Source organism: Yersinia sp. Marseille-Q3913 (assembly GCF_963892745.1).
Lineage (GTDB): Bacteria > Pseudomonadota > Gammaproteobacteria > Enterobacterales > Enterobacteriaceae > Yersinia > Yersinia bercovieri.
Genome location: NZ_CAWQAF010000022.1, coordinates 148,517 through 171,783, shown reverse-complemented (window position 1 = coordinate 171,783; position 23,267 = coordinate 148,517). Strand labels below are relative to the sequence as shown.

The following is a 23,267-nucleotide window of genomic DNA, read 5'->3' as shown; positions in this document are numbered from 1 at the left end:
CAGGGGGGAGCATTCTGTTAAGCAGTAATAATGATGTTAAGCAAACGGCAGATTAGCGAGCGTTTTGTTTGATAAAGCTGCTGACACTGGTGTCTTGCGCCATATCTGCAATCACATCGCTTAACACGGTATTAACGGCATCAGTGATTTTTTCGTTAGTCGCAGTAAATGCGCCCTGAACGTTGTAACTGGCACGGTAGTTTTTAACCTGCTTATTGCCATTTTTTGCGGTAGCAGTAATAGAAATATCCGCTTTGGTGGTGATGTTATAGCGCAGATTACCCTCCTGCACATCAGCAAATAGCTGGTTTACAACGATTTGCAAGTCTACCGGTGCACCAGTGCCAATCATATAACCGCGAGCTGTCATCTGTTTTTCCAGCACTTCTTGTAACAAGAAACGCAGGTCACGGGATGGGGTCAACACGACCAATTGGCCATCGCGATTGACTTTAGCCAGTGCTGCATCTTGGCGCTGATCAGCACCATTAATGCTGATAGTAATCCCCATCAGGGTAGGATCTTGTGGTGGCAATACCACTTTTGGCGTGACATTCAAGGTGTTGTTGCTGGCAGCACAACCTGCCAGGATAAAAACAGCCAACAGCGGGAAAAGAATTTTCTTTAGCATGTTCACTTTATCTCAATAGTTATGGAATTCTTTAATAATCAGAGCGGATAACAGCCATGTTATTTTGCGAGTTTGCAGTCGCGACATCATAGCACCGGGATTGGCGGGTGGAAGAACCCGATGTAGAGAATTTCACCAAAAAAGACGATTTTTCCCCAAGAGAGCCGCCAATTTACATAAAGACCTTACAAGTCACCTTTTACCTGACTATCAGATTAGCCCCATACCTTGAGCCAATTGCAGGGAGATCTTCGGGCTATTTTGTATCTGAAATGTTATAAAACAGCGAAAATCAACTAATATTGCATAAGAGAGTCGGCAGTTTTCTGCCTTTGCAGTAAGGAGAATATGATGATTTTGATTCGAGAACAAATTGAAGAAAAACTAAAAATGGCATTCGAACCGGATCATCTGGAGGTAATAAATGAAAGTTACCGCCACAATGTTCCAGCCGGTTCTGAAAGTCATTTTAAAATTGTGATCGTCAGCAATAAATTTCAAGATCAGCGCTTTCTGAGTCGCCATAGGGCGATTTATAGTGCGTTGGCTGATGAGCTGGCTGGCAGCGTTCATGCGCTGGCTTTGCACACTTATACCTTAAAAGAGTGGGCTGGATTGCAAGACACAGTACCGGATTCACCGTCTTGTCGCGGAGCTGGGACATTAGCGTAAACTGCGGCTCTAATCAAAAACAAGCTGGATAACAGTAGTAATTCTGGCCTGATTTAGGGTATTAGTAGATGAGAATTTCGCAAGCGGCCTCCGGGCCGCTTGTTTTTCTGTATAGGCGACACCATCGTTTTACTAGTGCGCCGCAGGAGTTTTAGCCGAGGGAACGATTCACGCGTGAATTTTACCGCGACAACATTCGCTTGCTTTCCTCGACTCATACCCTGTGCGCCGCTATAATGTCGCGTCTTATTTTTCCGGAATGGTTTCGGGACGCTTCTGACATCTGGGATACTCGGTTCTGTTTAATGCGGCCGTCCCGGTTCTTAGAGGGTGTTTTCAGAGTTCGCATCATTCCTGAAAGGGTAAATGGTGCTGCTTCGTTTGCAGCTTCTGGAGTTGACCGAGCACTGTGATTTTTTTGAGGTAACAAGATGCAAGTTTCTGTTGAAACCACTCAAGGCCTTGGCCGCCGTGTAACAATTACTGTTGCTGCTGACAGCATTGAGAAAGCAGTAAAAAGTGAATTATTGAAAGCCGCTAAAAGTGTTCGTATCGACGGTTTCCGTAAAGGCCATGTGCCGATGAACATCGTTGAACAGCGCTACGGCGCATCTGTTCGCCAGGATGTTCTGGGCGACCTGATGCAACGCAATTTCGTTGATGCGATCATTAAAGAAAAAATCAACCCAGCTGGTGCACCAAACTATGTGCCGGGTGAATACAAGCAGGGTGAAGATTTTACTTATTCTGTTGAGTTTGAAGTGTACCCAGAAGTTGAGCTGAAAGATCTGGAAAGCATTGAAGTAGAAAAGCCAGTTGTTGAAGTCAACGACGCTGACGTTGATACCATGCTGGAAACTCTGCGTAAGCAACAAGCAACCTGGAAAGAAACTGACGCTGCAGCAACTGCTGAAGATCGCGCAACTCTGGATTTCACCGGTTCTATCGACGGTGAAGAGTTTGAAGGTGGCAAAGCGTCTGATTTCGTACTGGCAATGGGGCAGGGTCGTATGATCCCAGGCTTCGAAGAGGGTGTTATCGGCCATAAAGCCGGTGAAGAGTTCACCATCGACGTAAACTTCCCAGAAGATTACCACGCAGAAAACCTGAAAGGTAAATCAGCTAAATTTGACATCGTGTTGAAGAAAGTTGAAGTGCGTGAGCTGCCAGAATTGACTGAAGAGTTCATCAAACGTTTCGGCGTTGCTGATGGTTCAGTTGCCGGTCTGCGTGCTGAAGTGCGTAAAAACATGGAACGTGAGCTGAAAGGCGCAGTACGTAACCGTGTTAAAACTCAGGCCATCGACGGTCTGGTTAGCGCTAACGAAATCGACGTTCCTGCTGCACTGGTTGAAGGCGAAATTGATGTTCTGCGCCGTCAGGCTGCACAGCGTTTCGGTGGCAACGAGAAGCAAGCTGCTGAACTGCCACGTGAACTGTTCGAAGAACAAGCTAAGCGTCGCGTCGTTGTTGGCTTGCTGCTGGGCGAAGTTATCAGCCAGCACGAGCTGAAAGCTGATGAAGATCGCGTTAAAGAATTGATCGAAGAGATGGCTTCTGCGTACGAAGATCCACAAGAAGTTATTGAGTTCTACAGCAAAAACAAAGAGCTGATGAACAATATGCGTAGCGTTGCTCTGGAAGAACAAGCGGTAGAAACTCTGCTGGCTAAAGCCAAAGTAACTGAAAAACCAACTACCTTTAGTGAACTGATGAATCAGACCACAACGGCGTAATGTTTTTTAGCGCATTAAACTGGATATAACCCATTTTCCAAGAGATTGGAAAGGGCATATCCAGTATTTTGATTGATTAAGCCCGTAGCCCATGGCTGCGGGCTTTTTCTTTTGGTAACAACAATCACTCAATAGTATGATTAATCTGGCATCTTTCTCTGTAATCTGCGCTATATTTGAAAAGTGAAATATGGATTTAAAATCAATTGGGCGTCGGGATTTTGGTAGGGATAGCGAGCGGTTGTTAGGCTAAAAAAATCTGAGGGGGGGCTTGAAAAAGAAGATTAATCCCCCAACTTACTTAGCAAACGTTCATAAGATGTTGATGAAACACTGGCTGATTACCGCTGTCGAATGTGTTTGGATAACCAGACTGCTTGCACGCACCTTGATGCATGAACATAGTCATCATTACTTATCTCAAGTAGAATCGGTTATGAATGGCGCCAAAGTAAATTCTATTAGGAGACGGTAATGTCATACAGTGGCGAACGAGATCAATTTGCACCTAACATGGCTCTGGTGCCAATGGTGGTTGAGCAGACTTCACGTGGGGAGCGTTCTTACGATATCTTCTCCCGTCTGCTGAAAGAGCGCATTATTTTCCTGACCGGCCAGGTTGAAGACCATATGGCCAACCTGATTACGGCACAGATGCTGTTTCTGGAAGCAGAGAATCCAGAAAAAGACATCTTCCTGTACATCAACTCACCTGGTGGGGTCATTACGGCCGGGATGTCAATTTATGACACCATGCAATTCATTAAGCCTGATGTCAGCACTATCTGTATGGGCCAGGCGTGTTCAATGGGTGCATTCCTGTTGACGGCGGGCGCTAAGGGTAAACGTTTCTGCTTGCCGAATTCACGGGTAATGATTCACCAACCGTTGGGCGGCTTCCAGGGCCAGGCGACAGATATTGAAATTCATGCAAGAGAGATTTTAAAAGTGAAATCACGCATGAATGAACTGATGGCGCTTCACACGGGAAAATCTCTTGAAGAAATAGAGAGAGACACTGAGCGCGACCGTTTCTTGTCAGCTGAAGAGGCTGTAGGATATGGATTAGTTGATTCCGTGTTCACCCGTCGTGACTAACGACTTATTTCTGTGAGCCGATATACTATAATTGTATGCAAATAGAACAAGTGGTGTATGTAAATAGAAGCAATTGAGGCGTCGAACCCGCTTAATTGCGTATTGTTCGTACACTACCCATTATATCGGCTGCCCGTTGCAGGCTAACGTGGTGTCCAGAAATAGCGAGAATAGTCTCCCTGCCACCGTGATTTTAGGGCGGCAGATACTGAAAAAGAGGTTTACTGATGACAGATAAGCGCAAAGACGGTTCTGGAAAGTTGCTGTATTGCTCTTTCTGCGGCAAAAGCCAGCATGAAGTGCGTAAGCTAATAGCCGGGCCGTCAGTGTATATCTGCGATGAATGTGTCGATTTGTGTAACGACATTATTCGCGAAGAGATCAAAGAAGTTGCCCCGCACCGGGAGCGTAGTTCGCTGCCAACTCCGCACGAAATTCGTCGTCACCTTGATGATTATGTCATCGGGCAGGAACCGGCGAAAAAAGTGCTGGCTGTTGCGGTGTATAACCATTACAAGCGTTTACGCAACGGCGATACCAGCAATGGCATCGAGCTGGGTAAAAGTAATATTCTGCTGATCGGCCCGACGGGTAGCGGTAAGACGCTGCTGGCGGAGACATTGGCTCGCTTCCTGGATGTGCCATTTACTATGGCAGATGCGACCACGCTGACTGAAGCGGGTTATGTGGGCGAGGATGTAGAAAACATCATTCAGAAGCTATTGCAGAAATGTGATTACGATGTTCAAAAAGCGCAACGTGGGATCGTCTATATCGATGAAATTGATAAGATTTCACGTAAGTCTGATAACCCGTCGATCACCCGTGATGTTTCGGGTGAAGGTGTGCAGCAGGCCCTGTTGAAATTGATTGAAGGGACAATTGCAGCTGTGCCACCACAAGGTGGTCGCAAGCATCCACAACAGGAGTTTTTACAGGTTGATACCTCTAAAATTCTGTTTATCTGTGGTGGTGCTTTTGCTGGTTTGGACAAAGTGATTGGGCAGCGCATTAACACTGGGACTGGCATTGGTTTCGGCGCGATGGTCAAAGGCAAGTCAGAGAAAGCAACAGAAGGCGAGTTATTAAGCCAGGCTGAGCCAGAAGACTTGATTAAATTTGGTTTAATCCCTGAATTTATCGGCCGTCTGCCCGTGGTTGCTACCCTGAGCGAATTGAGCGAAGACGCACTGATTCAAATCTTGAAAGAACCTAAAAACGCGCTGACTAAACAGTATCAGGCGTTGTTCAATCTGGAAGGTGTGGAGCTTGAGTTCCGTGATGAGGCGTTAACTGCGATTGCCAAGAAAGCGATGGCACGTAAAACAGGTGCTCGTGGCCTGCGTTCTATCGTAGAAGGCGCTTTGCTGGATACAATGTACGATTTACCGTCAATGGACAGTGTGGAGAAAGTGGTAGTAGATGAGTCAGTTATCGCTGGCCAATCTGCTCCAATGCTGATTTACGGTCAACCGGAAGCGCAAGCTTCTGGCGAATAATTAGCCAAATAATCCAGATGGTTAGTATGACAATGGGGGATTTTATCCCCCATTTCTTTTTCCTCGCATTGTTATCGTTGAATGTAAGACATTCGTCCCCATATACTCAATTACCTATTTAGTGAAACTCGTGATGGTTCGTGTTTCACGAGATTCCCAGTAATCTGGCGGAAGCTAAACTAAGAGAGAGCTCTATGAACCCTGAGCGTTCCGAACGCATAGAAATCCCCGTATTGCCTCTGCGCGATGTGGTGGTTTATCCGCATATGGTGATCCCACTGTTTGTTGGCCGGGAAAAGTCGATTCGGTGCCTGGAAGCTGCAATGGACCATGATAAAAAAATCATGCTGGTTGCGCAGAAAGAAGCCTCGACGGATGAGCCTGGTATCAATGATCTGTTTTCAGTCGGCACCGTAGCTTCGATTTTGCAAATGCTGAAATTGCCTGATGGCACGGTTAAAGTGCTGGTCGAAGGGTTACAGCGTGCGCGTATCACAACGCTTTCAGATAGCGGTGAGCATTTTGCCGCCCAGGCGGAATACCTTGAATCACCGGTGATGGATGATCGTGAACAAGAAGTATTAGTTCGCACAGCCATTAATCAGTTTGAAGGCTATATCAAACTGAACAAAAAAATCCCACCGGAAGTACTGGCTTCGTTGCACAGTATTGATGATGCGGCACGTCTTGCTGATACTATCGCGGCACATATGCCGTTGAAATTAAATGATAAGCAAGCGGTTCTGGAAATGTTCGATGTGACCGAACGTCTGGAATATCTAATGGCGATGATGGAATCAGAAATCGATCTGTTACAGGTCGAAAAACGGATCCGTAACCGCGTCAAACGGCAGATGGAAAAGAGCCAGCGCGAGTACTATCTGAACGAGCAAATGAAAGCCATTCAGAAAGAGCTGGGCGAGATGGACGATACGCCTGACGAGCACGAAGCGCTAAAGCGTAAAATCGAAGCGGCCAAAATGCCGAAAGATGCGCGCGAAAAAACCGAAGCCGAACTGCAAAAACTGAAAATGATGTCGCCGATGTCGGCGGAAGCCACCGTGGTTCGTGGTTACATCGATTGGATGTTGCAGGTTCCGTGGAACAGCCGCAGCAAAGTTAAAAAAGATTTGGTCAAAGCGCAGGAAGTTCTGGATACCGACCACTACGGCTTGGAACGAGTTAAAGATCGTATTTTGGAATACCTCGCAGTACAGAGCCGAGTCAGCAAAATTAAGGGGCCAATCCTCTGTCTGGTAGGGCCTCCTGGGGTGGGTAAAACCTCTCTGGGGCAATCTATTGCCCGTGCAACAGGTCGTCAGTATGTCCGTATGGCACTGGGTGGGGTACGTGATGAAGCTGAAATCCGTGGTCACCGCCGCACCTATATCGGTTCTATGCCGGGTAAATTGATCCAGAAGATGGCAAAAGTTGGGGTGAAAAACCCACTCTTCCTGTTGGATGAGATCGATAAAATGGCCTCCGATATGCGCGGCGATCCGGCCTCCGCACTGCTGGAAGTGTTAGATCCAGAACAGAACGTGGCATTTAACGATCACTATCTGGAAGTGGATTACGATCTATCAGATGTCATGTTTGTTGCGACCTCTAACTCCATGAATATCCCGGCACCTTTGCTGGATCGTATGGAAGTGATTCGCCTATCCGGTTATACCGAAGATGAGAAACTCAATATTGCCAAGCAGCATCTGTTGCCGAAACAATTTGAGCGCAACGCCATTAAGAAGGGCGAGTTGACCATCGATGATAGTGCCATCATGAGCATTATCCGTTATTACACCCGCGAAGCTGGGGTACGTAGTCTGGAGCGTGAAATCTCCAAACTGTGCCGTAAAGCAGTAAAAAATCTGCTTATGGATAAAACGGTTAAACATATTGAGATCACTGGCGACAATCTGAAAGATTTCCTTGGTGTGCAGAAAGTTGATTATGGTCGTGCTGACACTGAAAACCGTGTTGGTCAAGTGACTGGCCTGGCGTGGACTGAAGTTGGCGGCGATTTGCTAACCATTGAAACCGCATGTGTTCCGGGTAAAGGTAAGCTGACTTACACCGGTTCACTGGGTGAAGTGATGCAAGAGTCGATTCAGGCGGCATTGACTGTGGTGCGCGCACGTGCGGATAAATTAGGTATCAACCCTGATTTCTACGAAAAGCGTGATATCCACGTACATGTGCCTGAAGGTGCGACGCCGAAAGATGGTCCGAGCGCAGGTATTGCAATGTGTACCGCACTGGTCTCTTGCCTGACCGGCAATCCGGTACGTGCCGATGTGGCAATGACCGGCGAAATCACTTTACGTGGCTTAGTCTTGCCAATCGGTGGTTTGAAAGAGAAATTACTGGCCGCTCACCGTGGTGGGATCAAAGTGGTGCTAATTCCAGAAGAGAACAAACGTGATTTGGAAGAGATTCCAGACAACGTAATTGCTGATCTGGAAATTCATCCGGTTAAACGAATTGATGATGTTTTAGCCATTGCTTTGCAAAATCCTGCCTTCGGGGCACAGCCGGTAGCGTCAAAATAGTGACGTATCGCAAGAAGTATTGATAAAACTGATGCTGGTAAGTGAAATGCTACTTGCCAGCTATTTTTTGTGCCGCTAAGTTAGTTCGGCTGTCCGGTAAAAGTTTGAGCCTTTGGGCTGCTTGCTAAGGTCGGGCAGGATTGATATAACAGCTGCGCTGTCGTGTTGTCCGTAGGGATTTTCGGCGCGACGATAGAATTCTAAAGGGGATGAAAGAGTGAATAAGTCACAACTGATCGACAAAATTGCCGCTGGTGCTGATATTTCTAAAGCGGCCGCTGGGCGCGCATTAGATGCAATTATTGCTTCTGTTACTGAATCTTTGAAAGAAGGTGATGACGTAGCTCTGGTTGGTTTTGGTACTTTTGCAGTCCGTGAGCGTTCTGCACGTACTGGCCGTAACCCTCAGACAGGCAAAGAAATCAGTATTCCAGCGGCTAAAGTACCAGGCTTCCGCGCCGGTAAAGGTCTGAAAGACGCTGTAAACTAATTGCCGCGTCAATTCTCACCTGTGTATTTACCCAAAGCACTTGGAGTGGCAGCTAGCATCTCTGCTACTTCAAATATGACGGGTGTATATTGTTTGTGTTAAACAATAACCTGACGCAGTTGAGCTGGTAAGGTAAGATACAAGGCGCATCGTTACTGATGCGCTTTTTTTCGTTTAGGTAGCAGTTTTAACGCGCAGCAGCACGAATGGCTGTCGCAAGGAATGCTGGGTTTATTTAGACCTGCGCAACAGTTTTAATCCATATTACAGCGGAGTATTGTCACATTATGATGGACAATTTACGCGCGGCCGCTAATAACGTCGTGCTCAAAATCCTTCTGGCCCTGATCATGTTGTCCTTTATCCTGACCGGGGTTGGCAGCTATCTGATTGGTGGTTCCAACGACTTTGCAGCTAAAGTTAATGGCCAAGAGATCAGTCGTGCTCAATTAGAACAGGCTGTACAGAGTGAGCGTGGCCGCTTGCAGCAGCAATTAGGTGAACAGTTCTCCGCGCTGGCCGCTAACGAAGGCTACATGCTGCAATTGCGTCAGCAGGTTCTCGGCCAGTTGGTCAACAACATGTTACTTGACCAATACGCCAAAAAACTGGGGCTGACTGCCAGCGATGAACAAGTTAAAGATGCCATTCGTCAGGCACCTTATTTCCAGACCGATAATAAGTTCGATAATAATAAGTATCTCGAGCTGGTTAACCGGATGGGCTACACCCCTGATCAATTCGCGCAATTACAGCGTCAGCAGCTCATTAACCAACAATTGCTACAAGCCTTTGGTGATACTGGCTTTGTTCTGCCTATCGAAGCACAGGCAATGTCAGAGCTGATTTTGCAGCAACGTGAAGTTCGTCTGGCAACGATTGATCTCAAAGCACTTCAGGCACAGCAGAAAGTCACTGATGAAGAGCTGAAAGCCTATTACGACCAGAACAAAAATAGCTTCATTGCACCGGAGCAGATGAAAATCAGTTTCATTGCGATGGATGCCGCAGCGATGCAGGACAAAATTACTGTCACTGAAGAAGATATCGCTGCGTATTACGATCAGCATAAAAGCAGCTATACCCAACCAGAACGCCGTAACTACAGTGTTATTCAGTTTAAGAATGAAGCTGATGCCAAAGCAGCACTGGAGGAGTTGAAAAAAGGGGCTGATTTTGCCGCGATGGCAAAAGAGAAATCTACCGATATCATCTCCCGCAAGAATGGGGGAGATCTGGGGTGGTTGGAGCCAGACACGACGGCTGATGAACTGAAACAAGCGAAGTTGAGCGAAAAAGGTCAGTTATCTGATGTAATTAAATCCTCTGTTGGTTATCTGATTGTGCGCTTAAACGACATTAAGCCAGAACAGGTTAAGCCGCTGTCAGAAGTGCACGACGCGCTGGCGAAACAGGTTAAGCAGGAAAAAGCAGTTGACGCCTATTACGCGTTGCAGCAAAAAGTGAGTGAAGCAGCCACTAGCGATAACGAATCTCTGGCTTCAGCTGAAGAGGCCGCAGGCACTAAAGCTAAGCAAACGGATTGGTTTACTCGTGACTCAATACCTGCCGACGTGAATTTCAAACCAGTAGCACAAGCTATCTTTGACGGTGGCTTGGTCGGTGAGAACGGCGCACCGGGTAGTAACTCAGATATCATCACTGTTGATGGCGATCGTGCTTTCGTTATCCGTATCGATGGTCACAAGCCTGAAGGTATTGAGCCATTCGATCAAGTTCGTGATCAGGTCGCTGAACTGGTGAAACGTCAGAAAGCAGAACAACTGGCACGTGTTGATGGTGAGAAGATCCTCACTGCGCTGAAACAAGGCAAAGGCGAAGAGGCTATGAAAGCCGCTGGTATCAGCTTTGGCGAGAAGAAAACCTTGTCACGAGCGCCAGATGATGACCAATTAGTGCAGACGATCTTTACATTGCCTCATCCGCAAAAAGATCAATCAGTCTATGGTTTGTCTCAGGATCGTCAGGACAATATCGTACTGATTGAACTGTTGTCAGTGACTCCGGGTAAATTACCGGAAGGCGAAATGAAGACCTTCATTGCTAAAATGCAGGAAGGGTCTAGCGGTGTGACCTTTGATGCCTTGATGGCGAACCTGCACAAACAGGCCACCATCAAGATGGGTCCTGCGGAGCAACAGCAGCCGCAGTAATAACCGCAATAGCTCTCGCATTCATTTGCAACTCGATGTAACAACGAAAGGTCGCTTTGGCGGCCTTTCGCATATCTGAAATCTGCCCTTTGCGATTAACAAGCGGTTGCGTCAAGGTAGCCATGCTGTCAAACACAAGGAGGATACAGCATGAAATTTATAGGAAAATTGTTCGTTATAACGGCATTGTTGGTCGGTATTAATATCCCACAGATAGCTTACGCAGCGCCGGCTGGCTCCACCAATTCCCCTCAGGATAAAGCGCTCAATCAGTCTGGTGAGGCTGCGAAGCATAGTCAGCTAAGAGCGAGCAATGTGCAGATAAAAGCGGCTGAGAAGAAGAGCGGGCAGGCTAGTGCCATTGTATCTGCTGGCAATCCATCGGATAACCTACCAGGCCAGGTCAATATTAACAGTGCTAATGCGGAGCAACTGGCACAGCAGCTAAGCGGGATTGGTAAGAAGAAGGCGGAAGCTATTATTACTTACCGTGAGCAGTTTGGTCCTTTCACTGATGCGGAGCAGCTGCTTGAAGTTCCCGGTATTGGCCCCTCGTTCTTGGAGCGCAACAGCACCAAACTAAAAATATAGCCTTGGCTTGTCGAGTAAACGAAGTTGTAGCGAATAACTGAGTTTGTAGCGAGTAGATTCAGGGGGCGGGTAAGTGCTGGTGAGTATTTGCCTGACCCTTTTGTCGCACAAATAACTACCAACTTCTCATAATGTAAGCCGTAGCTGTCAGGGAAAACTGTGATGTTGATCCAGATTATATAGTAAGCACGCTATAAGATTTTTTCCCTCTGCTAATCTTGCATTGAGGTCATACCAGTTGTGCTGGTTACCCTATAACTATTGCCACTGTTTGGAGAAGCTCGCCGTCATGCATACACATATTAAAGTCAGGGGTTTCCATATTGATGTCTTTCAACACGTTAATAATGCCCGCTATTTAGAGTTTCTCGAAGAAGCGCGCTGGGAATGGCTAGATGGAGAGCCCGCAGCACAATGGATGGCAGAGAACCAAATTGCTTTTATCGTGGTTAATATCAATATCAGTTACCGTCGACCAGCAGTATTGGGTGATCTGTTGCGGATTGACAGCCAACTGTTAAGACTAAACGGTAAAAGCGGCGTGATGAAACAGATTGTCTCGCTGGAGCCAGAGTCTATTCCCGTCGCGGATGCTGAATTGACCTTTGTTTGTATTGACCTGAATAGCCAGAAAGCGTTGCCGATTGAAGGTGAATTGCGTGAAAAGTTGCAAGAATTTGTCAACCGAGGTCTATGAGTGGGAGATTGAACCACTGCTGATAGAGATAGACTCCTCGCTCCCATAGAGCGAGGCTATAACTTAGAGTACGGTAATGATCAGCGTAGGGCAGGGGCAGGGCGATGAAATAGTCAAACCAGCCCAATTTTTTGTTTCAGGCTCAATAAAACATGGGGCTTATTGGCTAGATAGAACTCCAGCCCTTTGGCGCGCAAGTGGCAGGCGGCACATTCACCGCAGCCATCACCCTGAATTCCGTTATAACAGGTGAGGGTATCATTACGGACACGATCGAGTTGCTGATAATAATCCGCCAATGCCCATGTTTCGGCTTTATCCAGCCACATCAGCGGGGTGATGAAAGCGATATCTCGGCCAATACCTAAATCGATAGCGTGATTGAGTGCTTTAACGAACTCATCGCGGCAATCAGGGTAGCCGGAGAAGTCGGTCTCGCAGACACCAGTGATTACTGCCTGTGCTTGCACTTGATAAGCATAGATAGCGGCCAATGTTAGGAAGAGAATATTACGACCAGGGACAAAGGTGCTGGGAACCGCATCAGCAACTTCTTCGTGATAAGTCGGCACAGGAATGCTGTCTCGGGTAAGACTGCTGACGGCTAATTCGTTGAGCATACCGACATCCAATACTTTGTGTGCCTTAGCACCAAGTTGCGTGGCAAGCTCGCGAGCAACGTCTATCTCTGCGCGGTGACGTTGCCCATAATCGAACGTAATACAGTGGACTTCGTCATATTGCTGTAATGCTTGAATTAAGCAGGTTGTGGAGTCTTGTCCACCACTAAAAACAACTACGGCACGTTTCATACTGTGACCTCGTACGGCTGTGGTTTTGAAAGAGCAAACCCGCAGCAAGAATTAAGAACTGGCCGTATGGTACTCAGTTCGCGCACTAAAAGGTAGCAACCCGTGTTTGGTGGCCAGGCTATAGTTGGCGCTACAGATTGTAGTTGGTGATCAGATGGTAGCTAGTGATCAAATTGTAGTTAGTGATCAATTTATAGTTGATGATCAATTTGTCGTAGGGGGCAACCATGCCTGGCTGAAGTCGAACCAGCCATAAGCGGTCAGTGTCACACCGTTAATTCGTGGTGGGGCATTAACCTGATATTGGTAGTTGAATAGCGGCAGAATTAAGCCGGACAGCATCAGATCATTGTAATATACCTGTAATTGGCGAAAACGTTCTGGTGCTAGTTCAATTTGCTGAATATCTGTCAGTGTTTCTTGCTGCTGAATTAATTGCTCAGGAGAGAGAATACCGCGCCACAGTGGATCAAGTCTGAGCCAGCTCTCCATTGTGGCTTCCGGAGATTCGCCGACCAGATGGTCAGCTAATAATAAGTCCGCGCTTTCAATTTGGTGCGTGCCTTTCCACCGCTTATCGTGGCTGGCCCGGATCTCTAATGTGCAACCCTGTGCCGCCAATACTGTTTTTAACTGTTCGGCGACACTCTTAAGTTCCATCGGCGGTTGATAAGTCAGTATCAGATGTGCGGGTAGTGGTGGATTATCATCAGACGTAAACTGCGGGATCGGCCAACCTGGCAGCATTTCATGGCTGGGGGTTATCACTCCGCGACGTACCGACAGCTCTTCTAAGATACCGGAAGTTTGCACGAGCATTAGTAATTTAGCTGTTTGCTGCGGTGTAATGTTACTGAGATGTCGGTTAATCGCCAGATAACAAAAACCGAGACTCATGCTGCGCTGGACAGGGCGGGCTAGCGGAAAATCCTCTTCCTGGCCAATGGTGATACGTACGGGATGCTGGCAACCACCTTTAGTCGATTGCCCCATAAGACTTGGTGTTATCCAGTATTCGATGATCTCCAGATAAGGGTGCTGCAAATGATAAAACTCATGTTGCTCCAGCCGCACCAGATGCTGGTCGAAAGTCGCCAACTTAAATGGGCCTGCCCCCAGCAATGGATCGTCTGGATGAAACAGTCGGCAGGGTAAGTCTGCTAACCGATGTGCCAGCCAGTAGTCAGGTTTGGAAAGGGTAAATTTTAAGCATAAAGCATGGGGGAGGGTGAACGCTGAAATATTGGCAAAACTGGGTTGGCTGCGTGGATTTTCCCGCAACAGCGCCAGTGTTTGCAATAATTGTTCTCCGCGAATGTGCTCGCCATTATGCCAACGCAATTGGCTGCGTAAGAAGAATTGCCAGGTTAAGCCATCATCACTGACTTGCCAGTGATGGGCCAGATCCGGCTTTGGCTGCGGGTCACCAGTGTTAAAGCGGGTGAGTCCCGCGTGCAAAGTATAAATCAAATGTTGCTCTGCCCGACCCGTGACGAACATCGGGTTTAGGGGTTCAAGCTCACGGTAATAAGGAATACGCAGGATTGGGCTGTCTGCTTGCCATTGTCCCCCCATATGAGGGTTTAGCAAAGTTTGTAGACGTTCCGGTTCAAGCTGGGTCAAGGCAAGTGCGGCCTGATGATCACCTTGCTCAAGGAACATTTTCAGGTAGGTTGCCCGCAGTGCATCAGGGCTTTTCAGACATTGCAGCTGCGCACGTTTTCCTCGGCCAACCTGTGAATACCAGCTGAGCCATTCACTCGACTGTAGCTGCTGGATCAGGGTGCGGGCATGTCGTTCGCTGCAAAATAGCAAACCTGCCAGTTCACCGACTGTAGTGGCAACGGGTTGATCGCCAAACTTTTGATACAATCGTTGATATTGGGTGAGCCGGTGAATTATGCGCATAATTAAATCCGGAATAGTTTAAATTATTTGTTCACTATTAGTTCCGTAAATAGTACGCCATAATTCTATCTATACCATCAGTTTTCCACTCAGTGAGGTTTTTAATGTACCGTTTAGCCGCTTTTGATATGGATGGAACCTTACTGATGCGCGACCATAATATTGGCGGTGCGACATTGAATGCCTTGCATCAGTTAGTCGAGAGTGGGGTGATTCTGACGTTCGCAACTGGGCGTCACTATATTGATATGAAAGGGATCCTTTCTCATTCAGGAATTAACGGCTACTTGATTACTGGCAATGGTACGCGGGTAGCGGATCTGGATGGGGCTCCCTTATATGGCATGGATTTACCTGCTGAGCTGGTGGAGTTTGTGCTGCGAACTCCCTGGCAGACAAATGCCAGTATCCACTTATTCCGCGATGATGGCTGGTTTACCGATTGCAATGATGCCGCTCTGTTAACCGCCCATAAAACCAGCGGGTTCCAGTTCCAACTCACGGCGTTGGATGCATTGCCGCTGACCGGTAATCACAAAATCTGCTTTATTGCCCCACACCAAGAGCTAACTGAGCTTAAAACGCAGCTAGAACAACAGATGGGTGGCAAAGCTGACTTCTGTTTTTCCGCCGCCGAATGTCTTGAAGTGCTCCCCCAAGGCTGTAACAAAGGGGCGGCGTTGGAACGATTAAGCCATCGCCTTGATTTGACACTGGCAGATTGCATGGCCTTTGGTGATGCAATGAATGATAAAGAGATGCTGTCACGGGTGGGGCGCGGATTGGTGATGGGAAATGCACTACCGCAATTGAAACAAGAATTACCCCATTTACAGGTTATTGGTCGCTGCGAGCAGCAAGGCGTCGCGCACTATTTGCAACATTGGCTAAGTTCACCACACCTCACCTATTCCCCCGAATTCTGAGGTTTATACCCTGAGTTCTGATGCTACAACATCAATGACTTTGGGTATAGCTATTAGCCAGCCGGATAATCATCCGGTTTTTTTCTTCTCAAAGGGGGCTGTTTCAAGCCCCCTTGATCGGCAAACTACAGGTTATTTAGCTCATTGCGAAAGGGGGTTAAATCGCCAATATTAGTGCTAACCCACTGTGCGTTGTAGTAGGTATCAAGATAGCGCTCACCGCTGTCACAGAGTAATGTCACAATCGCGCCCGTTTTTCCCTGCTCGCGCATCTGTTTGGCTAATTGTAATGCTCCCCAGACGTTAGTTCCCGTCGATGCCCCCACTTTGCGCCCCAGAATGCCCTCCAGCCAATGGATGGTTGCCACACTGGCGGCATCCGGTACGCGCAACATGCTGTCGATTACCTCTGGAATAAATGAAGGTTCAGCTCGTGGGCGACCTATCCCTTCAATGCGGCTACCACAGTTGCCGGTAACCGTGCGATCACGGTTGCAGAAGCAGTCATAAAATACCGAATTTTCCGGATCGACAACCACCAGTTGGGTATCATGTCCTTGATAGCGGATATAGCGGCCTAACGTGGCGGAAGTGCCGCCGGTGCCGGCGCTCATCACAATGTAGCCCGGGACAGGGAAGGGTTCGCGGGCCATCTGGCGGAAGATACTGTCGGCAATGTTATTATTGCCGCGCCAGTCGGTTGCTCGTTCCGCAAAAGTGAACTGATCCATATAGTGGTCATTCAACTCACGGGCCAATTGCTCCGATGCAGCATAGATTTGCCCCGCGTGGTCGACAAAATGGCAGCGACCGCCGTAGAAAGCGATTTGCTCAACTTTTCGTCGAGCGGTGCAACTTGGCATGACGGCAATAAATGGCAAGCCAATCAGGCGAGCAAAATAGGCTTCAGATACCGCTGTGCTGCCGGAAGAGGCCTCAATTATCGTGGTGCCTTCGGTGATCCAGCCATAACATAAGCCATAGAGGAACAATGAGCGGGCCAGGCGGTGCTTTAAGCTACCGGTAGGATGGGGGCTCTCATCTTTCAAATAGAGATAAATGCCGGGAAAAGCAGGCAGATTTAGGCGGATCAGGTGGTATCAGCGGAGCGTTGAAAATCAGCTTCTATTTCACTGATAGAATTTTTTACCCAAGTATTGGTCATTTGGCGGCCTACGATATAAATAGTAATATAATGATTGTTATGTTATCGGTTATCAAAGAAAAAAACGTTGCCATTTTTCCTTCTTTATCGCCAAATGATAGAAAATTATTCCATGGATAACGGCTATGCTAGATAAAACAGACCGCAAGCTGCTCTGTATGTTGCAAAAAGACTGCACTCAATCATTGCAAGTTTTGGCTGAGGCGGTCAATTTGACCTCCACTCCATGTTGGAAACGCCTAAAGCGCCTTGAGGATGAGGGTTTTATCCGTGGGCGAGTGGCGCTACTGGACAGTGAAAAGTTGGGTTTAGGACTGACGGCATTTGTGCTGATTAAGACGCAGCAGCATAATAGCGATTGGTATCAGGCCTTCGTCGAGTTCATCCAGAAAATGCCTGAGGTGCTGGCGTTCTATCGGATGGCGGGTGAATATGACTATCTGATGCAGGTAGAGGTCGCCGATATGAAAAGTTACGACAATTTTTACAAACGCATGGTGAATGGCGTGCCGGGACTGATTGATGTGACATCGAGCTTTGCGATGGAAAAAATCAAATATACAACTATGTTACCGGTTCCCGAGTGAAAATTTTTTGAATAAAAAGTCATTTTAACGATGGTATCCTACTCCCTCATTGATTGCGTATAGCAAGAAGAATACCGATGCTATTCGGTGTCAGACCATGGAATAAGACTGAGTGAGATTGTTTGCACAATTAGGCTGGTATTTCCGCCGAGAGTGGCGTCGCTATGTAGGCGCGGTGTTGCTGCTGATCATTATTGCTATCTTGCAATTATTGCCACCAAAACTGGTCGGGGTAATTGTGGACGGCATCAGTACAAAACAGATGTCGACCGACAGGCTATTGGTGTGGATCGGGGTGATGCTGGTGACGGCAATCGTGGTCTATCTACTGCGCTATGTCTGGCGTGTGCTACTCTTCGGCGCATCCTACCAATTGGCGGTGGAGTTACGATCGAACTTCTATCGCCAACTCAGCTGCCAGGCCCCCAGCTTCTATTTACGTCACCGTACCGGCGATTTAATGGCGCGCGCCACAAATGATGTCGATCGGGTGGTTTTTGCCGCAGGTGAGGGCGTGTTGACTCTGGTGGATTCGCTGGTGATGGGCTGTGCAGTACTGATTGTGATGAGCACTCAAATCAGTTGGCAATTGACATTGTTGTCGCTGTTACCCATGCCGGTGATGGCGATAGTGATCAAATATTATGGCGACCAACTGCACCAGCGCTTTAAATCGGCGCAGGGCGCATTTTCTAGCCTCAATAATCAGGCGCAAGAGAGTCTGACCAGCATCCGCATGATTAAAGCTTTTGGTCTGGAAGATAATCAATCACAGCAATTTGCACAGGTTGCCACCGAAGCGGGCGCGAAGAACATGTACGTTGCGCGCATTGACGCCCGTTTTGATCCGACCATTTATATTGCTATCGGCATCGCTAATTTATTAGCCATCGGCGGCGGTAGCTGGATGGTGGTGAACCACAGCATTACCTTAGGGCAGTTGACCAGTTTTGTGATGTATCTGGGGTTAATGATCTGGCCGATGTTGGCGTTGGCGTGGATGTTCAATATTGTCGAACGCGGTAGTGCGGCCTATAGCCGTATCCGTAGTTTGTTGGAAGAGGCGCCAGTGGTAAAAGATGGTGAGATCGAATTATCTAACGGGCGTGGCACATTAGCGGTAAACATTCGGCATTTCTATTATCCGGGGGCTGAACAGCCCGCATTACATGATGTCGCGCTGAAGTTGGCTCCGGGGCAGATGTTGGGGCTATGTGGGCCGACGGGGTCCGGTAAAAGCACCTTGCTGGCATTAATTCAGCGGCAATTTGATATTGATGATGGCGCTATCAGTTATCAGGGACATGCGCTGTCGGATATTCGTTTGCATGACTGGCGCGGGCGCTTATCCGTCGTCAGTCAGACGCCATTCCTTTTCTCTGACACAGTGGCGGGCAATATCGCGTTAGGTAAACCTGATGCCACTCAGGAACAAATTGAGCGGGCCGCGCGTTTAGCCAGTGTCCATGAGGATATTTTGCGCCTTCCTCAAGGGTATGACACTGAAGTGGGCGAGCGCGGCGTGATGCTGTCCGGCGGGCAGAAACAGCGCATTTCCATTGCCCGAGCGCTGTTGCTGGAGACTGAAATTCTAATTCTTGATGATGCACTCTCTGCGGTTGATGGTCAGACCGAGCATGAGATCTTAAAAAATCTGCGCCTTTGGGGCGAACATCGCACCGTGATTATTAGCGCCCATCGGCTCTCCGCTTTGACGGAAGCCAGCGAAATTCTGGTGATGCAACACGGCGGTGTGATGCAGCGCGGCACACATAATTTATTGGTCAATCAATCGGGTTGGTATCGCGAGATGTACCGCTATCAACAACTGGAAGCGGCATTAGATGATGGTGAACCGGAGGCCAAAACCGATGAGTAAACCGCAGCAACTTTGGCCAACACTCAAACGCCTGCTCTCCTATGGTTCTCCCTATCGAAAACCATTAGGGCTGGCGGTCTTGATGCTCTGGGTTGCCGCTGCCGCTGAAGTCAGTGGCCCACTGTTGATCAGCTATTTTATTGACCACGTGGTGGCGAAAGGCACCTTGCCGCTCGGTTTGGTGAGTGGGCTGGCATTGGCATATCTGCTGCTGCAACTGCTGGCTGCGACGTTGCACTATTTTCAGGCGCTGCTGTTTAATCGTACTGCGGTCGGCGTGGTTCAGCGGTTGCGCATTGAAGTGATGGATGCGGCTTTGCGCCAGCCGCTCAGTGCTTTTGATACCCAGCCGGTAGGGCAATTGATTTCCCGCGTAACTAATGACACTGAAGTCATCAAAGATTTATATGTGATGGTGGTCTCCACGGTGCTAAAAAGTGCCGCGTTAATCGGCGCCATGCTGGTGGCGATGTTCAGTCTGGATTGGCGCATGGCGCTGATTTCAATCTGTATCTTCCCTGCGGTATTGGTGGTGATGGCGATTTATCAGCGCTATAGCACACCTGTGGTGCGGCGGGTTCGGGCCTATCTGGCCGACATCAACGACGGCTTTAATGAAGTGATTAATGGCATGGGTGTTATTCAGCAGTTTCGCCAGCAAGCGCGCTTCGGAGAGCGGATGGAGTCAGCCAGTCGCGCACATTATATGGCGCGGATGCAAACTTTACGCCTGGAGGGTTTTCTTTTACGCCCGCTGCTGAGTCTGTTCTCTGCCATGGTGTTATGCGGTCTGTTGCTGCTGTTCGGTTTCAGCCCAGAAGGTTCCGTCGGGGTGGGGGTGCTGTATGCATTTATTAACTATCTGGGGCGCTTAAATGAGCCGTTGATTGAGCTGACATCTCAGCAATCTATCCTGCAACAAGCAGTGGTGGCTGGGGAGCGTATTTTCGATCTGATGGATCGCGCTCAGCAGGGTTATGGCACCGATGACCGCCCGCTGACCAGTGGCCGTATTCAGGTGAAGAGTGTCAGCTTTGCTTATCGTCACGATAAAATGGTACTGCAAAATATCTCTCTTGATGTGCCGTCACGTGGATTTATTGCCCTGGTCGGGCATACCGGCAGCGGCAAGAGCACGCTGGCTAATCTGTTGATGGGTTACTACCCGGTGCAGCAAGGGGAGATTCTGCTTGATGGCCGACCACTCTCTGAGTTATCTCACCAGACCTTGCGCCAGGGGGTTGCCATGGTGCAACAAGATCCGGTGGTGTTGGCAGACTCTTTCTTCGCCAATGTGGCCTTAGGCCGTGATATCAGTGAGCAGCAAGTTTGGCAAGCGCTGGAGACGGTGCAACTTGCGCCATTAGTTCATGCACTGCCTGATGGGCTGCACAGTATGCTCGGGGAGCAGGGCAATACCTTGTCAGTCGGGCAGAAACAGCTGTTGGCGATGGCGCGGGTATTGGTACAAGCGCCGCAAATTCTGATTTTGGATGAAGCGACCGCCAATATTGACTCTGGTACTGAACAGTCGATTCAGCGGGCATTGCAGCTGATCCGCAAAAATACCACTTTGGTGGTGATTGCTCACCGCCTCTCAACCATTGTCGATGCTGATACCATCTTGGTGTTGCACCGTGGTGTGGCAGTTGAACAAGGTAAGCATCAAGAACTGCTTGCGGCCCATGGGCGCTATTATCAAATGTACCAGTTGCAATTGGTCAGCGAAGATTTAGCGGCCATTGACCAGGTAGAAACTGCGGTGAATTAAGGGATAATCTGCGGGGCCAGGCGGCCTCGCATCACTCCCTGAGGCGCTTCCCAGTCCCATTCCCCACCGAATACCCCCTCCTGTACCGCGACAGTTTGCAAGGGAGCGGGCATACCGCACCATAATCTTGCACGTAATAGCCCATCAATGCGGTGGTGCACTTATGTGACGCGCATCGCACTAATTTGGTGCACAAAAAATACGCAATGCTATTGGTGTCGCCCTGTCAGCATGGGCCTGGTTCTCTCAACAGCCCTCTGTTCGCCATTTTTACACTAAATTTCCGCTATCTTTATTTATGGCATAGCCTTTGCTTTGTTTCTTTTGTGGCAGACAGGTGTCTCGTGGAGACTTAAATTCGACTTAGTTCGAGAAGGGGCAAATATGAAGCTGGTTACCGTGGTGATCAAACCATTTAAGCTGGAGGATGTGCGCGAAGCCTTGTCCTCTGTGGGTATTCAGGGGCTGACCGTAACCGAAGTAAAAGGATTTGGTCGCCAGAAAGGACACGCCGAACTCTATCGTGGAGCTGAATACAGCGTCAATTTCTTACCTAAAGTGAAAATTGATATCGCGATTGCCGATGATCAATTAGATGAAGTGATTGATGTGATCAGTAAGGCAGCCTATACCGGAAAAATTGGTGATGGCAAAATTTTCGTTGCTGAATTGCAACGTGTTATTCGCATCCGTACCGGCGAAACAGACGAAGCAGCACTGTAATTTGCAGGCTCAAATTTAGTGAATAGGGATGGGTTGATGATGAGAAAACTTTTATCCGTGTTGGGCCTGAGTTCGGTAGCGATGCTGCCCTCTTTGGCAATGGCTGCTGTACCGGCTGTAGCTGACAAAGCTGATAATGCTTTTATGATGATTTGCACCGCCTTGGTGTTGTTTATGACTGTGCCCGGTATTGCCCTGTTCTACGGCGGCCTGCTGCGTTCCAAAAACGTATTATCAATGATGACTCAGGTCACCGTGACCTTTGCACTGATCTGCGTACTGTGGATCCTCTACGGTTATAGTCTGGCTTTCAGTACCGGTAATGCCTTCTTCGGTAGCTTCGATATGGCGATGCTGAAAGGTATTGGCCTGACCAGTTTGAGCGGCACCTTCTACCAATACATCCATGTGGTGTTCCAGGCATCATTCGCCTGCATCACGGTCGCACTGGTGGTGGGTTCATTCGCCGAACGTATTCGTTTCTCTGCGGTATTAATCTTCGCGGTGCTGTGGTTCACCTTCTCCTACCTGCCAATGGCCCACATGGTATGGGGCGGCGGCTTCCTGGCAATGGACGGCGCGCTGGACTTTGCCGGTGGTACAGTGGTGCACATTAACGCCGCTATCGCAGGCTTAGTAGGTGCTTACTTACTGGGTAAACGTGCGGGCTTTGGCAAAGAAGCTTTCAAACCACACAACTTACCAATGGTGTTTACCGGTACTGCGATCCTCTATATCGGCTGGTTTGGCTTCAATGCGGGTTCAGCCAGTGCGGCTAACGAAATTGCCGCGCTTGCCTTCTTGAATACCGTGGTCGCAACAGCAGGTGCCATTCTCTCTTGGGTCTTTGCTGAGTGGATTTTACGCGGCAAACCCTCTTTACTGGGTGCGTGTTCCGGTTGTATCGCAGGTCTGGTTGCGATTACACCTGCGGCAGGTACTGTTGGGGTGGGGGGCGCATTGATTATCGGTCTGGTAGGTGGTGTTGCTGGCCTGTGGGGTGTGGTACTGCTGAAGAAATGGCTGCGAGTGGATGATACTTGTGACGTGTTCGGCGTCCACGGTGTGTGCGGGATTATCGGTTGTATCCTGACGGGGGTCTTCACCTCTGCTTCACTGGGCGGTACAGGTTACGCGGCTGGCGTCACCATGGGCCATCAGGTTGGCGTACAGTTGTTCAGTGTCGGTGTGTGTTTGGTCTGGTCTGGTGTTGTTGCCTTTGTTGCCTTCAAAATTGCCGACCTGGTTGTTGGTCTGCGAGTGCCAGAAGAGCAAGAACGCGAAGGTCTGGATGTTAACAGTCACGGCGAAAATGCTTACAACCAATAAGTTAGCTTAGCAAGAAGTTCAGTGGCTCAA

18 protein-coding genes and 1 pseudogene are annotated in these 23,267 nt (G+C 48.6%); 15 read left to right on the top strand and 4 right to left on the bottom strand.

Annotated elements, in window-relative coordinates; all coding sequences use genetic code 11:
* Window positions 1-52: 52 nt before the first annotated feature.
* The gene (locus tag AACW11_RS11120) at window positions 53-631 is read right to left on the bottom strand and encodes a lipoprotein (protein ID WP_048619467.1); all 579 of its coding nucleotides are present in this window, start codon (window positions 629-631) and stop codon (window positions 53-55) included.
* 351 nt (window positions 632-982) lie between these two features.
* Between AACW11_RS11120 and bolA the strand changes: the two genes are divergently transcribed.
* The 9 genes from bolA to AACW11_RS11075 all read left to right on the top strand — a co-directional run bounded on the left by bolA (window position 983) and on the right by AACW11_RS11075 (window position 12,137).
* Window positions 983-1,303 carry a transcriptional regulator BolA gene (gene bolA / locus AACW11_RS11115; RefSeq protein ID WP_212584406.1) on the top strand — a complete coding sequence of 107 codons (321 nt, stop codon included), beginning with the start codon at window positions 983-985 and terminating at the stop codon, window positions 1,301-1,303.
* A 431-nt stretch (window positions 1,304-1,734) separates the two neighbouring features.
* Window positions 1,735-3,039 (top strand): trigger factor, encoded by a 1,305-nt coding sequence (tig, locus tag AACW11_RS11110; protein ID WP_212584327.1) that lies wholly within the window; start codon window positions 1,735-1,737, stop codon window positions 3,037-3,039.
* Between the two features lie 474 nt (window positions 3,040-3,513).
* On the top strand, window positions 3,514-4,137 hold the full coding sequence (gene clpP, locus AACW11_RS11105; protein ID WP_005272733.1) for an ATP-dependent Clp endopeptidase proteolytic subunit ClpP: 624 nt from the start codon (window positions 3,514-3,516) through the stop codon (window positions 4,135-4,137).
* Window positions 4,138-4,364: 227 nt separating this feature from the next.
* A complete protein-coding gene (gene clpX, locus AACW11_RS11100) occupies window positions 4,365-5,636 on the top strand; it encodes an ATP-dependent protease ATP-binding subunit ClpX (protein ID WP_212584326.1) in 1,272 nt (423 codons plus the stop codon).
* Between the two features lie 194 nt (window positions 5,637-5,830).
* Complete coding sequence (gene lon, locus AACW11_RS11095; protein ID WP_005272730.1) at window positions 5,831-8,185, top strand: endopeptidase La; 2,355 nt, start codon at window positions 5,831-5,833, stop codon at window positions 8,183-8,185.
* A gap of 217 nt (window positions 8,186-8,402) precedes the next feature.
* Window positions 8,403-8,675, top strand: a complete 273-nt coding sequence (gene hupB / locus AACW11_RS11090; RefSeq protein WP_004392663.1) for a nucleoid-associated protein HU-beta — start codon at window positions 8,403-8,405, stop codon at window positions 8,673-8,675.
* 287 nt (window positions 8,676-8,962) lie between these two features.
* Window positions 8,963-10,849, top strand: a complete 1,887-nt coding sequence (gene ppiD, locus AACW11_RS11085; protein WP_212584325.1) for a peptidylprolyl isomerase — start codon at window positions 8,963-8,965, stop codon at window positions 10,847-10,849.
* A 150-nt stretch (window positions 10,850-10,999) separates the two neighbouring features.
* The gene (locus tag AACW11_RS11080; protein WP_212584324.1) at window positions 11,000-11,440 is read left to right on the top strand and encodes a ComEA family DNA-binding protein; all 441 of its coding nucleotides are present in this window, start codon (window positions 11,000-11,002) and stop codon (window positions 11,438-11,440) included.
* Between the two features lie 289 nt (window positions 11,441-11,729).
* Window positions 11,730-12,137, top strand: coding sequence for an acyl-CoA thioesterase (locus AACW11_RS11075; RefSeq protein WP_212584323.1), 408 nt, complete (start codon window positions 11,730-11,732; stop codon window positions 12,135-12,137).
* 113 nt (window positions 12,138-12,250) lie between these two features.
* Here AACW11_RS11075 and queC read toward each other — a convergent pair whose 3' ends face one another.
* Both queC and AACW11_RS11065 read right to left on the bottom strand, forming a co-directional pair.
* Window positions 12,251-12,949 (bottom strand): 7-cyano-7-deazaguanine synthase QueC, encoded by a 699-nt coding sequence (gene queC, locus AACW11_RS11070; RefSeq protein ID WP_212584322.1) that lies wholly within the window; start codon window positions 12,947-12,949, stop codon window positions 12,251-12,253.
* A 204-nt stretch (window positions 12,950-13,153) separates the two neighbouring features.
* Complete coding sequence (locus tag AACW11_RS11065) at window positions 13,154-14,857, bottom strand: SgrR family transcriptional regulator (protein WP_212584321.1); 1,704 nt, start codon at window positions 14,855-14,857, stop codon at window positions 13,154-13,156.
* Between the two features lie 104 nt (window positions 14,858-14,961).
* On the opposite strand from AACW11_RS11065, the gene cof reads away from it, so the two are divergent.
* On the top strand, window positions 14,962-15,783 hold the full coding sequence (gene cof / locus AACW11_RS11060) for an HMP-PP phosphatase (protein WP_212584320.1): 822 nt from the start codon (window positions 14,962-14,964) through the stop codon (window positions 15,781-15,783).
* Window positions 15,784-15,908: 125 nt separating this feature from the next.
* Here cof and AACW11_RS11055 read toward each other — a convergent pair.
* Window positions 15,909-16,948: pseudogene (locus tag AACW11_RS11055) on the bottom strand (PLP-dependent cysteine synthase family protein).
* Between the two features lie 125 nt (window positions 16,949-17,073).
* On the opposite strand from AACW11_RS11055, the gene AACW11_RS11050 reads away from it, so the two are divergent.
* The 5 genes from AACW11_RS11050 to amtB all read left to right on the top strand — a co-directional run bounded on the left by AACW11_RS11050 (window position 17,074) and on the right by amtB (window position 23,237).
* Entirely contained in the window at window positions 17,074-17,535 is a 462-nt protein-coding gene (locus AACW11_RS11050) for an Lrp/AsnC family transcriptional regulator (RefSeq protein WP_145498374.1), read from the top strand.
* 112 nt (window positions 17,536-17,647) lie between these two features.
* On the top strand, window positions 17,648-19,414 hold the full coding sequence (locus tag AACW11_RS11045) for a SmdA family multidrug ABC transporter permease/ATP-binding protein (RefSeq protein ID WP_212584319.1): 1,767 nt from the start codon (window positions 17,648-17,650) through the stop codon (window positions 19,412-19,414).
* Window positions 19,407-21,185 carry a SmdB family multidrug efflux ABC transporter permease/ATP-binding protein gene (locus tag AACW11_RS11040; RefSeq protein ID WP_212584318.1) on the top strand — a complete coding sequence of 593 codons (1,779 nt, stop codon included), beginning with the start codon at window positions 19,407-19,409 and terminating at the stop codon, window positions 21,183-21,185. Before AACW11_RS11045 ends, AACW11_RS11040 begins: the two co-directional genes overlap by 8 nt.
* Before the next feature lie 384 nt (window positions 21,186-21,569).
* On the top strand, window positions 21,570-21,908 hold the full coding sequence (gene glnK / locus AACW11_RS11035) for a P-II family nitrogen regulator (protein WP_002208627.1): 339 nt from the start codon (window positions 21,570-21,572) through the stop codon (window positions 21,906-21,908).
* A 39-nt stretch (window positions 21,909-21,947) separates the two neighbouring features.
* Complete coding sequence (gene amtB / locus AACW11_RS11030; RefSeq protein WP_212584405.1) at window positions 21,948-23,237, top strand: ammonium transporter AmtB; 1,290 nt, start codon at window positions 21,948-21,950, stop codon at window positions 23,235-23,237.
* The last annotated feature ends 30 nt before the right edge of the window (window positions 23,238-23,267 follow it).